Annotated in this window: 8 protein-coding genes; all 8 read left to right on the forward strand. The window is 47.9% G+C overall.

Annotated elements, in window-relative coordinates; translation table 11 throughout:
• Positions 1-234 precede the first annotated feature (234 nt).
• Positions 235-3,282 carry a hybrid sensor histidine kinase/response regulator gene (locus tag IEW11_RS21830; protein WP_188533202.1) on the forward strand — a complete coding sequence of 1,016 codons (3,048 nt, stop codon included), beginning with the start codon at positions 235-237 and terminating at the stop codon, positions 3,280-3,282.
• 7 nt (positions 3,283-3,289) lie between these two features.
• On the forward strand, positions 3,290-4,396 hold the full coding sequence (locus tag IEW11_RS21835) for a response regulator (RefSeq protein WP_188533203.1): 1,107 nt from the start codon (positions 3,290-3,292) through the stop codon (positions 4,394-4,396).
• Positions 4,397-4,549: 153 nt separating this feature from the next.
• Entirely contained in the window at positions 4,550-10,006 is a 5,457-nt protein-coding gene (locus tag IEW11_RS21840; protein ID WP_188533204.1) for an immunoglobulin-like domain-containing protein, read from the forward strand.
• 317 nt (positions 10,007-10,323) lie between these two features.
• Positions 10,324-11,166, forward strand: coding sequence for an alpha/beta hydrolase (locus IEW11_RS21845; RefSeq protein WP_229725551.1), 843 nt, complete (start codon positions 10,324-10,326; stop codon positions 11,164-11,166).
• 171 nt (positions 11,167-11,337) lie between these two features.
• On the forward strand, positions 11,338-12,162 hold the full coding sequence (locus IEW11_RS21850; protein ID WP_188533206.1) for an aldo/keto reductase: 825 nt from the start codon (positions 11,338-11,340) through the stop codon (positions 12,160-12,162).
• A gap of 691 nt (positions 12,163-12,853) precedes the next feature.
• Complete coding sequence (locus IEW11_RS21855; protein WP_188533207.1) at positions 12,854-13,831, forward strand: sugar ABC transporter substrate-binding protein; 978 nt, start codon at positions 12,854-12,856, stop codon at positions 13,829-13,831.
• Entirely contained in the window at positions 13,828-15,297 is a 1,470-nt protein-coding gene (locus IEW11_RS21860) for a sensor histidine kinase (protein ID WP_188533208.1), read from the forward strand. Before IEW11_RS21855 ends, IEW11_RS21860 begins: the two co-directional genes overlap by 4 nt.
• Positions 15,272-16,822 carry a response regulator gene (locus IEW11_RS21865; protein ID WP_188533209.1) on the forward strand — a complete coding sequence of 517 codons (1,551 nt, stop codon included), beginning with the start codon at positions 15,272-15,274 and terminating at the stop codon, positions 16,820-16,822. The genes IEW11_RS21860 and IEW11_RS21865 overlap by 26 nt, the downstream gene beginning before the upstream one ends.
• Positions 16,823-16,838: the final 16 nt, after the last annotated feature.

Genomic DNA, 16,838 nt, shown 5'->3' on the forward strand with positions numbered 1-16,838 from the left:
CAGTCGGTGAGAATGGGAGAACCGTATCATAAATAACGAAGTTTTTATAACAGCTCATAAACTACCAGGACGAGGCTGCCGCCATAACCGGCGGCTTTTTTTTACCTGATTGGCAGGATTAATTAGAATGAATCCTACCTTGTCCGCTTTTTACGAATAATGGTGCTTCTTTCTAATTTTTTGTGGTACTCTTGTATAAAAAAGTAGAAGTTTGTCGAATAACGGGGTAATGCTATGAAAATTAAACTGGAATTTATATTTAGCATTCTGCTGATTCCCGTTCTGCTGTGGGGAGCGGTATCCGTACTAACCGAGAAAAAAGAAGAGACTCCCAAGGCCAATCGAGGATTTCTTGACTTAAGCGGTTATCATTTTGCGGGGAAAGACCCGATCGCATTAGACGGCGAGTGGGAGTTTGTGCCCGGCTCCTTGGTGGATACAGCATATTTCAATAGGGAAGGGGAGGGGAAGATCTATGTGCCTGTTCCTTCGCTGTGGTCAAAGTACAAGCTTGAAGGTCAAAAGGTCCCTCTCTACACGAGTGCCAGCTATCGATTGCGCATAAAGCTGCCGGACAACAATCAGGTTTGGGGCATTAAAACGACAAATATCCGCATGTCCAACGCAATCTATGCGAACGGAGAACTGATTGGACATAGCGGGATGCCAGAACGCGACCGTTCTTCTTATATGCCGCACAATACGCCCTATGTTGCCTATTTTCATAACGGAGACGATCAGCTGGAATTGGTTGTGCATGCAGCCAATTTCGATTATGCCTCCGGCGGAGGCATCGTTGCGTCTATCTATTTGGGGGATGCGGACAGCATCAACCGGTTTCGAGAGAAAGCGATGGCCTATGATTTTATTATGATGGCTTCCCTCATGATCATGGGACTATACTTTCTCGGATTTTACGCGCATCTTCGCAGGGATATCCATTTATTGTTTTTCTCGCTTTTTTGCTTTGCTATGGTCTGCTATTCCGCGACTCACGGTGAAAAAATATTGCACCTGATGTTTCAGGCTATGCCGTATGGTTTGTTCTTAAGGCTTCAAGGCATATCAACTTTGCTGATCGGGCTTTTTTTGCTGTTATATTTTCACTTTTCCTTAAAGCCGGTTTCCGCCCCAAAGGCAGTGAAAGGCTTAACGATAGCCGGCATCCTGCTCGTGTGTTCGATGTTCCTGCCTATACGCATAAACTCCATGCTGGAAGTCGTTTGCTTTATCTACTTGATAATGATCATCCTGACTATTCTATTTATTCAAGTCAGGGCAATCCTGAACCGCACGACCGGCAGCGTGTACTTAATACTAGGCACCTTTACTATGATACTGTATTTTCTAACGGGAACTTTAAATCTGATCGCCAATCTCAACATTAATGCGCTTCCTCCCTTTGTGCCGTATATTTATCTGCTTATGCTTTCTTTATTTATGGCACATCGGTTTGCAGATACATTCAATAAAAATAAGGAGCTTTCCGAACTCCTGATTCGGGCGGACCAGTTCAAGGATGAATTTCTGGCCAAAACGTCACATGAATTTCGTACGCCGCTCCACGGGATGATTGCGATTTTACAATCCATGCTTAGCCGTTCGGACAGCGGCTCTCTCACAAAAAAGCAGAGCGAGAAAGTAAATTGGGTTGTCGACATCGCCAAGCGGTTATCCGCGCTGGTCAATGATATCTTGGACCTCTCAAAGCTGAAATACGGTGAGCTGAGTATCGAAATCAAAAATGTGGACCTTTTTACCAATACATACATGGTCACTGAAGTATTTTCGTACATGCTGCAAAAAAAGATTGAGATTAAAAATTCGGTTTCACGCGACCTGCCTTATGTGAGAGCGGATGAAAACCGGCTGCGGCAAATATTATATAACTTGATCGATAACGCGATTAAGCATACGGAACAGGGTGTTATTGAAATTACAGCTTATGAGAAAAACGGCTTCATCACGGTTTCCGTGAAAGATCCGGGCTATGGGATTGAGAGAGATAAGCTTGAATCTATTTTTGATCCTTACCGGCAGTCGGGCACCTTGGAGCAAAACAAGCAAGGCATTGGTCTGGGACTAAGTATTTCCAAGCATCTGGTGGAACTGCAGGGCGGAGAAATTTGGGCCGAATCCGAGCCGGACAAGGGATCTTCCTTTATCTTCCGGATTCCTTCTGCGCCAGCGGGAGAAAGAGTGGAGCCTATGGGCGAGAACATCCATTATGGAGCTGCCCATGAACAGACAGGCTATTCTGATTTTCCTGTTATAGCGGGAGATCCGGAAGGAAAAAAAGTGATTATAGCGGACGATGACGATACGAATCTTAAAGTTCTGATCGAAACGCTGGAACCGGAGGGTTATTATATCATCGGAGTGAACAATGGGGCGGATGTGCTGAAGCAGCTGACCGAACATGCCGATGTGGACTTAATTCTTCTTGATATTATGATGCCGGGAATGTCAGGCTATGAGACCTGCCAAAAAATAAGAGAAACCTACACGTTGCCGGAGCTGCCTGTTCTTATGCTGACAGCGGCTATACTGCCGGCGGACATGGTAGCAGCCTTCCAATCCGGCGCCAATGATTTTTTGCATAAACCGTTCGATTCGGTTGAATTGAAAGCTAGAATCAGCAATTTGATTATGCTGAAACAATCGGCGCGAAGAGCGGTATCGATGGAGGTGGCGTTTTTACAAGCGCAGATTAAGCCTCACTTTCTATATAATGTGTTAAATTCCATTCTATCATTAAGCTATATGGATATTGATAAAACAAGAAGCATGATTACGAGTTTCGCCGCCTTTTTAAGAGGAAGCTTCGATTTCAGCAATACGAACCGGCTCGTGACGCTGGAGAAGGAGCTCTTCCTGGTTCATACGTACGTTGAAATTGAAAAAGCGCGTTATCCGGAGCAATTCACCTTTGAGCTGGAGAAGGAGACCGGCATCAACTGCCTGATCCCTACGCTGCTATTGCAGCCGATTGTGGAGAACGCGATACGGCATGGCGTGATTAAGAAAGGCGATAACGGCAAGGTGAAGCTGACTATTCAACGAGCGGGAAAAATGGCCGTATTTAAAATTGAAGATAACGGGGCGGGGATGTCCGAGGAGCAAGTGCATCAAATATTTTCCAGTCACGATCTTGGAAGCGTCGGGCTGTTAAACATCTCCAAGCGGATTCATCAGCTCCCGGAAGCATCCTTCCTGGTGAAGAGTGAACCGGATAAGGGCACAACGATTACGATTACAATACCATACTATAATCCAAATTGAAGAGAGAGTGATTATTCTGAGAGCTGTCTTAATAGATGATGAGGTGCTGGCGATCAGCCTGCTGGAAAAGCTATTGCTGGATATCGGGGGGGTTCAGATTGCGGGAAAATTTACGAATCCCAATGCCAGTATGGAACTGATTAAAGACTTGAATCCGGACATTATTTTTCTGGACATCGAAATGCCGAATGCAAACGGCATTGAGGTTGCCGAACGCTTAAGCCAATACGGCATGGATGCGGATATCGTTTTTGTCACCGCTTATAACCAGTATGCGCTGGATGCTTTTAATGTCCACGCACTTGATTATGTTTTAAAGCCTGTTGAACGAGACAGATTAAGAAGGACGATCGAGATGATATTGAAAAGAAGGAGGACATACACTTCTTCTGTTCCTTATAACGACGGGTTTAGAGCGCGTTTCATGGGCCATTTTGAGCTGTATGACGCTCAGGGTCAGCCATTGAAGTGGCGGACAAGAAAGGTGAAGGAGCTGTGCGCATATTTGCTGCACCATGCAGCCCCGATGCACAGAAGCCAAATCATAGAAGATTTATGGCCGCAGGAATCGCTGGAGAAGGCGTCGATTCTGCTGCACACGAGCATTTATAAACTGCGGAAAGAATTGAAAATACAAGGCAATGATAATCCGATTATCTATCAGGATGAGCGCTATTCCATTCGTATCGATCAGACAAGCGATGTGGAATCACTGCTAGAGGCAATAAATTTCTTCAAACCAAACAAAGAAAGCCTCGTTAAGCTGCTTGATTTATATCGGAACGACTACCTTGACGGAGAGGATTATCATTGGTCGATTCCGCATAAGGAAAAAATAAAGGAAAAGTTTAAGCGATTATTGGAAGGGGCAGCGTTCCGGCATGACAATGGGCTGGCCAGGCCGGATTATTTTAAAGACATTATGGATAAATTGCTTGAAATGGATCCGTTCCAGGAGCGATATTCTAGGGAATTGATAAGCTATTACCTTCAATCGGGTGCAGAAAGACAAGCGGCCGAGGTTTACCTTAGACTGAAAGAGCAGCTTTGGGCAGAGATGGGTGAAACGCCTGAAACAGAAACAGAGGAACTCATTCACAGCTATCTTGTATAGTTCAGATTGAACAAAACTACCTGTTCTTTTTGGGGTAGTTTTTATGTTTATGTCAAACTTTGATGAAAATGTTCAGAATTTGTCCAGTGCCTTGCACTAGAATGGTGGAACGTAAATGTTAACTACTATTTTAGAAGCGGAGACATGAGAAAAATGAAAAGAAGCTTATCGTTGTTAGTTATTGCGGCCATGATTGTTTCTCTTTTTCCAGTCCTTCCGGCAACTACGCAGGCATCGGCTATAGGCGGTGCCCGGGCTGTATTTGGCGGCGAGGGAGGAACGGAGCTGTTCCTGGGCGGCAATTATATCGAGCTGGGAATCAGCAACTGGGGTGATTTCGGCACTAAAGGCGCAAAACCGGCCAATTTCCGGGGGACGGATGGAAATCCGGGTGTAGGCATGAGTGCCGACCACGATGGCTATGGGCAAGGTCTTGATAAGCCTGTCGATTATTATTTGCCCGGAACGCCGGAAGAGCGTTTTGCTGTTGGATACAAGGTTGGAGGAAGCACCTTTGCCCAATCCAATTCATCCCTCATGAACACAAAGCAAATGCCCACTACGGTTACGAATAACTCTGATCTGGAGAATGGCCTCCTGAAGGCAACAGTCGTCTCGACGTGGGCGGGTAAGATGGAGATCACTCAGGTCATCAGCTTTAAGGTCAATGACAAGTATTACCGTAATGAAGTTACGATTAAAAACTTGTCTGATCAAACCTATGAAAGCGCCCGTTTTATGCGAAGCCTTGATCCGGATAATTCGGTCTTTCAGGGAGGCTCCTACAGTACTGCGAACACCGTTACTCACACGGCAGCCGAAGACGGCAGAGCGGTAGTGAAGGCAGAAACCTTTGATAACAATGATCCGATGTATCAAGCGTTCAATTCAAGAATTCCTTTCTTCTTTTATTCCAGCGATCCGCGGGCTGTCGCATCGGTATTTGGCTTTTCCAATACAGATCCGTATGCAGCGGCAGCTTACGACACACCAAGCGCAAAAGGAAAGACAATACAATTAGATATCGGCATTACAATGACATGGGATTCCGCAGAACTGGCTCCCTCTCAAAGTAAAAGCTTTGTCTACTTCACCAGCTTGGATGAGCGCGATTTTTCCGCGGTAGAAGCCGAGATTATCATCGGCGAAGGCGGAGGCGCTGCAGACATCGTAGAGTCGTCTAACAATGACGGATCGTTAACCGGAAAACAGAAGGTTGTAATCCGCGGTGCCGCGTTCAAAGAAGAGCTTGATAAAACCGGTATTCGAATCAACAATCTTCCTCCAGGATTGGATTTTGATTTTGTTAGAAAAAGCAGTACGGAAATTGAAATTAGTTTCACAGGCAACGCCGTCAGGCATAACCGCGAATTTTCGGTGAAAAATGCTTCCGTTTCGATTGGGAAGGAGAATCTGGTGGATGCGGCAAAAGGACTCACCAGCGAAACGTTTAATATCACGTTTTTCGATCCGGCCCGCATAGTTGCAGACAACAGTGTTGTGTCCGAAAGCGTATACGGCTCCGGGGTTATTACGGATTCCTTATATATTACGTTAGCCAACGGCAAGTTTGCCGCTGACATTGCCGCTGCCGATGTGCTTGTCAACCATTTGCCTGAAGGCTTGGGCACAACGGTTACTAGAGTGTCGGACTCCCAAATCAAAATTGATTTTACGGGAACTGCAAATAGTTTGAATGATGTTTTTAATGCAACGGTTACCATCAATTCCGAAAAAATTGCAGGCAGCCATGCACCGTTAACGACCAATACATTCAAAATCAATTTTGAGGAAGCGGAGCCGTTTCTAACGGTACAGACGCCTGTTTTGTTCGAATCTGACCGGAATGATGGAAGTGTATCGGACAAACTGATCATGAATCTGGTAAATGGCACCTTCGGAGAAAGCATTAGCGCAAGCGATGTGAATCCGATCGGCTTCCCTTCAGGATTAAGCGTTGGAAGTGTAGAACGGACCGGCAGTACGCAAATCACTATCTCGATCGCCGGAAATGTACCGGGCCATAGTGTGACGGAGAGTGTATATGACGCACAAGTAAGTGTCGCGGGCAATCAGATTATTTCTCCTCTCACGGAAGGGTTGACGGAAGGAATCGAATCCAATACGTTTGCGATTCTGTTCCAGGAGCCGCTGCCGATGATCGAGGTATCTCCGGATGTGATTGGCGATAACGAAGATGGCAGCATCTCTGAGACCATAACCGTTTCTTTAAAGAACGGTACATTTAAAGAAGATGTAGCCGGCGGAATCGTTGTAAACAACCTGCCGGAGGGACTGGAGATTTCGGTTGTGCGAATAAGTGCGACCGAGCTGAAGGTGTCCTTTGTGGGCAAAGCGACAAAGAAAGATATGTCTTCCGCGTTTGCGTCGATTACTGCAGATCAAAGTATTGTAGACGGAGCGGAAGCTTCGATGACGTCAAACAACTTTAATTTGGACACGCCAAAAGATTCAAGAATTGCGGCACTAGATAAGGACCATTTGACTTGGGAGCTTATAAGAAAAGCCAATCTGATTCCAAATGGGGTAAAAACAGAGCTTGACCTCATTACGGCCGGCAGATACGGCAGTGCGATTGTCTGGACTTCCAGCAACGAAGCTGTGATCAGCACAGCGGGAATTGTAACGAGACCCGCATACGAGGAAGGCGACAAAACGGTCACCTTGAAAGCGATCATTGCAAGCGGTGACGTTACAGTAGAAAAAGAGTTTACAGTCACTGTAAAGAAACGTATCGATACGGATGAGCAAGCCGTAAATGAAGACAAGTCGTCTTTGACCTGGGATGTCATTAGAGAATTAAATGAACGTCCTAATGCCGTAAGAACAGCATTGAACCTTCCTCAAGCAGGCGAGAACGATACCGAAATTACCTGGACATCCAGCAATGAAGATGTCATTAGCGCAACAGGTACGGTAAACAGGCCGACGCACACAGATAGAGATCAAACGGTTACCTTAACGGCAACGATCAAAAGAGGCGACGTTGTTCAAACGAAACAATATGTACTGACAATCAAAGCTGTGCCGGCGGATGCAAAAACATGGCTGGCGGAAGATGCGGATCTCCTCGCCATCGGGTATGCGGAAGGTGATCATGCGGATTCCGTTACGCAGCATGTAACGCTGCCCGCAGCAGGCGCGAACGGCACGAATATTGTATGGACCAGCAATTACACGGATGTGGTTAGCGCTGCCGGCGTTGTGAACCGCAAAGCCGGCGATACGAAAGTACGGCTGACGGCACGGCTTTCGATGGACGGATTTTTCCGCGATAAAGATTTTTATCTGCTTGTAAAAGGTACCAGCACTTTTAATTTAACAAACGATGCCGATCAGCTGGAAGTTATTTTCAGCTCCGGTGATGACGCCAATCATGTAACGAAAAATGTATTTTTGCCGAGAAAGGGCGAGAGCGGCTCTGATATCGAATGGAGCGCCACACCGGAAGGAATGATTGATCCGTTAACAGGAAAAGTCACGCGTCCGGGTCCCGGTCAAGGCGATCAGACGATTACCCTTACCGCAATATTAAAAAATCCGGCTAATCCGTTGGAGAGGATTACTAAGGTGTTCGTCGTAAACTTGAACGAGATGTCAAATTCAGAAGCAGTCAAGGCTGCGGCCAGAAATTTAACGATCGCTAATGCATTTAGTTTCGGGGCGGACGATACATGGGAAAGCATTACGACCAACTTTCTGCTGCTGCAAACAGGCGATTATGGCGCAGCCATTTCCTGGTCCTCCAATAATGAAAATGTCGTAGATTTTGGCGGCGTGGATGTAAGCGGAAAATTAAACGCCGACGTCAATCGTCCGCAAACACAGGATGCTACTGTTATCTTAACGGCAACCCTTACGGTTGGAGACGCTTCGGTGTCCAAAAACTTCCTGCTTGTTGTTAAAAACAAAAGTGTGAACAAAGAAGCATCGAGTACAAGACAAATCAACCGTACATCTGCTGTAAATACAGGTAATACGGAATCTCCTTCCTTTAAAGAGGAGCTCGTGAATGTTTTAAGAACGACACTGGATGACGGCCGAAAAGTGGATGCCATCATTATGGATGGCGCTCAAATCAATTCTTTAACCGAGAGAATCAATCCAACGGATCCTGATGACCGTAACCGCATTGTAACCCTTTCAATGGACCAGCCTGCAAGCGATAAATCGGATGAAATGGCATTCGAAATTCCAAGTTCATCGGTATCGACGATGGCAGGACGGAATGCAAACCTTGAAATTGCAACCGAAGAGGCATCCATTCGTTTACAAAGCAGTGTACTTGCCGAACTGAGCGAGCAGGGTTACGATCTTTACTTCCGGATCATACCTGTCATGATAGAGACGGAACAGAGAGAAGCATTGACCCAGGTTCATGTGAATCCGCTCGTACATCAAGCTGCAGCGGGTAAGGAAATCGTTGTCTTAAGCCACCCGAGGAAGATTGAAACGAATTATAAAGGGTTCAAGACGAAGGTAGTATTCCCGTTAACGGATATTGAAGTGCCTTCCGATACGGCTCAAAACCGTGACGATTTCTTAAACAGCCTGCGAGTATTTATTGAGCACAGCGACGGAACGAAAGCGCTGCTTGCAGGCGACATCGTATTTAACCAAGCCGGTGAGCCGACAGGCATTGAAATTGAGATCGAAAAGTTCAGTAGATTCCAGATTATCCAATTTAAACAGAATAACGGATTATCTGCCGTTACTCCGCAGCAGCCGGCTAGTCCCGTTGGAGTAACTGCCGAACAGGCAGATCAAAGCGGCGTCACATTGAAATGGAATCCGGTACCGGGAGCGACATCGTATAATATTTACGTTGATGGTGTTCGTATTGCTTCCAATGTAAATGATTCCAGTTATAATGTAACGGGACTTGCTGCAGGCAAAACCTATATCTTGACGGTTACGGCCGTCGTTAACGGCGTGGAATCCAAGCAGTCGGAAAGCGTGTCGGTTACAGTTCCTACAGCGGCAGGTCAGCATATGAAGTATATTGAAGGTTATCCAGGCGGCATGTTTATGCCTGAACGGAATGTGACCCGTGAGGAAGTAGCCGCTATCCTGTTCCGGATTTATCAGCTTGCTGATGCTGATCTAACCGGTTCGGAAATCGCGTATACGGATGTAAGCAGCATCAATTGGAGCGCGGATGAAATCGCCGCCGTTACGAAAGCGGGTATGATGAACGGATACCCGGACGGTACATTCCGGCCGAAACAACCGATTACCCGGGAAGAAATGGCAGGTCTTGCAGCTCGTCTTAAGCAGGTTGAAGGTAATGGAGCTGATCGCTTCTCGGACATTTCGGGCAGTTGGGCACGCGATGCTATCAATGCTGCAAATCAAGCAGGCCTGATTACCGGTTATACGGATGGAACGTTCCGTCCAAAAGCGAATACTACCCGTGCTGAAACGGTAACGTTATTCAATCGTCTGTTGAACCGGGGACCATTAACAGGTGTAACTACGCCATCGTGGACAGACGTCAGCGCAAAACATTGGGCATACGGCCACATTGAAGAGGCTTCAACGGATCATCATTATGTTATTGAAGAACAAGGAGAAGTGCTCTCTAATTAGTAATTGCGTATGTATCTGAAAAAAGAGTTATGTTCATTCCTCACTTGCGGATGAACGGAAAAACGGAGCCGCGCGCATGTGCAGGCTCCGTTTTTTATTTCGCTGGACCGTGATACCAATAAAGTCATTGGCCTCTTTATATGCTATGAAGAGCTTGTAAATTTTTTCGGAGGATATTTTGGACTGTCTTTATATTTCTCACCTTTCTGAGGTTGCCACTGTTACACACATCTGATACATTGGGCTCAGGGTCAAACAATGTTCGTTCCTGCGCGCGGACCGATCCGACAGTACAAGCTTCGGGAGGTATGGGATTGATGGACAAAATTCATCATGAGACGTTTTTGCTGGATTTAGGTGAAGGGCTGCGGCTTCGGGGGGACGTGAGGCTCGCGGCGGAGGGAGAAGGACTGCGTCCCATAGTCATCTTCGTTCACGGCTTCAAGAGCTTCAAGGATTGGGGTTTCTATCCTTATGTGACAGAGCGATTCGCGGCACGGGGCTTCTATACGGTCACCTTCAGCTTCTCGTGCAGCGGGGTGAACGAGACGGATTTCGACGAGCTGGATAAGTTTGCGGTCAATACCTATTCGCGCGAGCAGCAGGACCTGGGAGTACTGCTGCAGGCGATAAAGGAGAATCGCCTGCCGATGGCCGAATCGGCTGATCTGGCGCGGATCGGACTGATCGGTCACAGCCGTGGCGGTGCGAACAGCGTCATTTTTGCAGGGGAGCATCCGGAGATTGGGGCCGTTGTTACCTGGAACGGAACGGCCTACGTGGATTTGTTCGACCAAAAATTCAAGGACGAGCTGCAGAAGAACGGCGTTGCCTATATCCCGAATACCCGGACGAAGCAACAGATGCCGATCAGTCCGGTATTTTATGAGGATTTGGAACATAACCGGGAGCGGTTCGATGTGATCCGTATTATGCAAGGGTTGCACACGCCGGTGCTGGCTTTGATGGCGGAGCAGGATGGAGCCCGTCTCCGGCGGGGATTCGATGAGCTCCGGGAGCATGCACCTCAGCACCGGTATAAGATCATTCGGGAAACTGGACATACGTTCGGAGCGGTGCATCCGTTTGCCGGTTCGACGCCGCAACTGGAAGAAGCATTAAGCTTATCCTTCGATTTTCTGCGGGAGAAGCTGGGTTAAGCCAAATTACTTTTGGAGGCTTAATATGGACACACCTGGATCTTATTATAAAAATGCGCAGTACCGTTTCTTATTGATTTCTGGGCAAAAATTAAGTAATCTATTTCAGTAAGGTCGGTATTAGAAGTGGCGTGGTCCGATAATTTAATTCAATTTAGGAGGGACACTAGTATGAATTATGTTACCCTAAACAATGGTTTAAAAATGCCCCAACTCGGGTTTGGCGTTTGGCAAGTAGAAGATGATGCGGCTGAAGCAGCTGTCTCCAAAGCGCTTGAAGCAGGTTACACGTCCATTGACACTGCGATGATTTATAAAAATGAAAAAGGTGTCGGGAGAGCGATTCGACAATCGGGTGTTCCTCGTGAACAGTTGTTTATTACAACAAAAGTCTGGAACAGCGATCAAGGCTACGATAACACCTTGCGCGCATTTGATGAAAGTCTTGAAAGATTGGAACTCGATTATATTGACTTGTATTTAGTCCATTGGCCTACTCCTCAATATGATCAGTACATTGATACATATAAAGCTATGGAAAAGCTGTATCGTGAAGGGCGAGCCAAAGCGATCGGCGTATGCAACTTCGAAATTGAGCATTTGGAACGCTTGCTTAACGAATGTGAAGTGAAGCCTGTTTTAAACCAGGTTGAGTGCCATCCGTATCTTGCTCAGAATGAGTTAAAAGAATTTTGCGGCAAGCATGATATTTTTGTGGAAGCATGGAGCCCTCTGGATCAGGGAGGCGATGTGTTGAAGGATGAAGCTATCGTGAAGATTGCCGAAGCCACTGGCAAAACACCGGCTCAAGTCGTGCTGCGCTGGCACTTGCAAAGCAACTCCATCGTGATTCCGAAATCCGTAACGCCATCACGAATCGAAGAGAACTTTAACGTGTTTGATTTTGAGCTGACCGCGAATCAGATGGAACAAATAAATCAACTCGACTGCGACCGGCGCAAAGGTCCGAAGCCAAGTGAAATGAATGTGCGATAAATTGATTAAATAAAAAATGGTGCTTATCAGCTGGTCCTATGCCCCAAGTAAAGCGGTTATACCGTGTTTATTTGGGGCATGTCCTTTTGGGCTAAGATCCCAGGGAATTTAAGGATGATTCTAAAGTCCGCACGCACCACTAAAATGCGCAAAGGTTATAAATTGCTGTGATGCCTACTTTTTTGCGCGGTTCTAGACTATTTGCGAACCAGTACTTGCTATAATAATATTAAATTCCAAGTTTTTAATATCTAATCATTTTTTTGGAAATGAGGTTTTTATTAATGAACCGATGGATTTTGCTTAGAATTATCGGGTTTGGCGCACTAACTTTTTTTCTTTTGAGGTATACCGTAGACGGACATTTCAATCTATACGATATAGTTCCAGCCGTTATACTGGTTGGAATTGCAACGAATGAATATTTTATAAGACAGCGAAAAAACCGCACGCTACCGAAAAAGTAGCATACGGTTTTTTGTTACCAGAAGATCATCACGTCGACGGATCAGGAGTGGAATGACAGGTCCGGATTGGATTTCCGGAGATCGTGACAGGTTTAAGGGCGGACGGCTGCGATTGTTATCACTCATCGTTTTTGACCATCGTGCAGACCGACCGGGGGGGTTGAGAATTTTCCCGAAGATGATAGGATGGAACTAGTGCATATGATATAGGGGGGGCGTTGGATTTGCGTAAAACGGCCATGATCGTACTGGGACTGATCGCCGTCGTCCTTTGCTATTTTACATTCGTATCGGCAGGGGAGGCATTTCGTGCCGATTGGCCGCTGCCGCGCGCCTTGGACGAACAGCAGGCACGATATCGCCTATTGCTGATTACGCAGGAGCTGGAAACGCCGTTCTGGAACAAAGTCGGTGACGGTGCGCTTGAGCAAGCGAAGAAGGTAGATGCAAATCTGCAAGTATGGGGGAGCTACGGCAGAAACGAGGACGATTTTCTAAAGAAAATTGAAATTGCTATTACGTCCAAAGTCGACGGCATTATTGTACAAGGGTTGGACACAGCCGAGTTCAAGGAACTGACGAAAATTCAAGCCGGTTTATACGGTATACCCGTCATTACGGTGGCCAACGACGTTCCGATGCAGGAAAGTCTGAGAAGGACGTACGTCGGATCCGATCATTATTCGGCCGGGCGGATGATCGGGAGAGAGCTGGCAGCCGACATGGGACCGGCGGGCACGGTCGTTCTGATCGGCGACAGCCGACAGCAGTATTACCAGAAACAGCGGCTGGACGGCATTCAAAACGTGCTGAAAAATTATCCGGATATCGTAACGGTATACGCGGAAACGGCTGATGCGAGGGAAAGTGTCATTGCCGCAGCCGGGGACGTCATGAACCGATTTCCCGACACGGACGCTTTCATCGCGGTGAATGCCAACATTGTGGAGGCTTTGGTCCAAGCGATCGGAAAGCGCTTTCAAATTAAACCGTACCATATATATTCCTTTGACGACAGTCCCGAGTCGTTGTCATTGTTGAAGGAAGGGAAGCTGGACGGCATGATCGAGCAATCGCCCGAAGTGATGGGTAGACTGAGCGTGGACCTGATGGTGAAATGGCTGAACGGCGAGACGATCCCGCTCGATATGAACGGCTATTATACCGACATTCATATGTTGAAGGCGATGGACGCGCCATGACCAGCATTCAGAAGAAAATATGGCTACTCGCCTCGGTCGTGCTTAGTATTATGGCGGCAATATGGATCGCGCTTACGTATTATAACCAGAAGTCGCAAGACCAGTACAACGATATATTACAGCGCTATTTGCGCATGAACGAAGTGACGATCGCTAGCCAGCAACTGGTCGCGGCGCTGAATAATTATCTGCGCTCGCCGACGCCGAAGCAAATGGAGGAGTTGCAGGCGCGCGAAGACACGCTTCGTCAAACGAAATTTGAAGTGCAGAGTCTCCGAAACACCGACAACGACTTTGAATTAAGCAATTACGTTCATTTGATCGACAGCCTCGTCGGGACGACGGACCGTTCGCTTCTGTTGTTTCAAGAGGAGAAAGACGCCGAAGCGTCGGGAAAAGCGTTCTCCGAAGCGACGCGCATTGCCATGTATATTTCAGAAATGACGCTCACCTTGATCGATAAAGAGTTAAATACATACGACCGGTTTTACCGGGGGATCATTGAGCAGTCGGAGGCGCTCAAGAGGCTCGGGATGTGGCTGCTCCTGCTGATCACGTTCTTGCTCGCGCTGTTCACGTACTGGTTTTCTTTAAGCATTACGAGGCCGGTGTTGACGCTGATTCAGGCGGCCAAGGAGCTGTCCCGGGGGCGGTTCGACCTGAAGATCGAGGTGGCATCGAATGACGAAATATCGTTTCTTGCCAAAATGTTCGATCGGATGCGCATCAATATTAATAACTTGATCGTGGAAATTCAGGAGAAGGCCCAGCTCGAGAAGGAGCTTCAGCAAAGCAAGCTGCTGCTCCAGGAAAGCCAGCTGCGCAGCCTGCAAAGCCAGATCAACCCGCATTTTTTGTTCAACACGCTCGATACAATTTCCAAGAAGGCGTATTTGGAAGGATCGGAAGAAACGAGCGATCTGCTCGTCAACGTCGCCGACCTCTTGCGCTACAATCTCAAGCGATTGGACCGCTCGGTTACACTTTATGACGAAGTGAGAGTGCTGCGGCAGTATATCGAGATTCAGATGGCGAGATTTTCGGAGCGGCTGCAGTTTTATACAGAAATTGACGAGTCGTGCCTGCATGTGCAAATGCCGGGTCTTACGCTGCAGCCGATCGTGGAGAATGCCGTCATTCATTCGATCGAGCCTCGTGAGGAGGGGGGCGTGATCTGGTTCCGGGTTATCGACGGGCCGGACCGGGTGACGCTTGAGATCGAGGACGACGGGCCCGGTATCGCGGACCATAAAGTCAGGGGGATTATGGAGGAGCATACGTTCGAAACGGAGGGGCATTCGACGGGCATTGGATTTAGTAACGTCGTCAAGCGGTTACGGCTGTTTTACGGTATTCCGGACGTTCTGGACATCGAGAGCGTCGCGGGTTCGGGCACGAAGATCGTATTGAAACTACCGAAGATAAGGGGAAGCGAAGCGTATGTTCAAGATCTTGATCGTGGATGATGAACGGATCGAGCGGGAAGGGCTGCATGCGATCTTGAAGAATGGACTGCCCGATGTTGAGATCGAGGAAGCTCCTAACGGAAAAATCGCGTTGACATTGGTCGGATCGTTCCGGCCGGATTTGATTTTAATGGATATTAAGATGCCGGGGCTGAATGGCCTCGAGACCGTAGAGCGGATCGCTGCGGAGCATCCCGACATCCGATATATTATGGTTACTGCATTCGATACATTCGATTATGCGCTCCAAGCGATCAAGCTCGGCGTGAAGGATTATTTGCTGAAACCGACCAAAGCGCGCGAAATCGTGGAGACGGTCGGCAAGGTGCTGAAGCAAATCGAGGAGGAACGAAGATCGATTCAGGTCAGCATGCTTCAGCAGGTTGCTCTGAAGAAGGCGATGCCGCTCGTCGAAACCGACATCGTGACACAGCTGTTGTTCGACCATGTTCACGAAGTGCATCTGGAGGAGCTGGTCGGGCTTTTGGACATTCGAACGGCGAACGAGATGTTCACGATGAACGTCATGCTGCCGCCGGCCTCGGAATCGTTGTATTCCGCGGTGAAGGAGAAGGCGCGGCGGGTGGAAAGTTGCTTAGTCGGCGCGATGAACGGTCGGCAAATCCCGATCATCGTATTTCGCGAGCCGGACCGATCGTTCCGTTCGCAGGCGATGTCCTTGGCGATGGACATCCTGTCCGTGGCGGGATCCGTCCGCGGAGCGGGGTGGTTTATCGGGATCGGCAACGTTTGCGGCTCCCTGCACCAAATCCGGCAATCCTACCAAGAATCACTTATCGCTTCCATGGATACGTCGCCGGCCGTTAAATACCGGCTTTACGAAGACGTGCCGGCGCAGGGCGCTGCCAGCGTGCCTATCGGGCAAACCGGAAAACAGCGGGAGAAGCAGCTGTTCGATCACATCCGGCTCGGGCAATGGGACTCGGTCCATGCGATCGTAATCGAGATTATCGGGCGGTACGAGCACGAAGGTGCGAATTTGGTTCAGACACAGCAGCGTATGCTGGAGCTGCTGTGGATCGCGTCACGAATGTTGAGCGATATGGGCGTTGAAACGCAAGCGCCGATGTACACGTTCCAAGCGCAAGATTTTCGGCAGCTGAGAGCCGAAACCGGCAGCATGCTGGACCGGATGGAGAAGTCGTATACAGCGTATTACAGCCGGTTGGCGCCGGATACGATTCATCAAATCAAACAGTTTATCGCAGAACACTCCCACGAGAACATCTCACTTGAGGCGATCGGCAAACGAGTGGGACTCAGCCCCTTTTACATCAGCAAACTGTTCAAGGAACAACTCGGCATCAACTATATCGATTTTTTGACGGAGTGCCGTATCGAGAGGGCGAAGATGTTGATGGCCAATCCGGAGAAAAGCTTGAAGGAAATTACATTCGAGGTCGGGTATCATGATCCGAATTATTTCAGCAAAGTATTCAAGAAAATGTGCGAACTGTCGCCGACGGAATACCGAAAAGCGCTGCTGCAAGGGAAGAAAGGCTAAAGGTTGAAAATGTTAC

It is taken from the genome of Paenibacillus abyssi (genome assembly GCF_014640295.1).
GTDB lineage: Bacteria > Bacillota > Bacilli > Paenibacillales > Paenibacillaceae > Paenibacillus_D > Paenibacillus_D abyssi.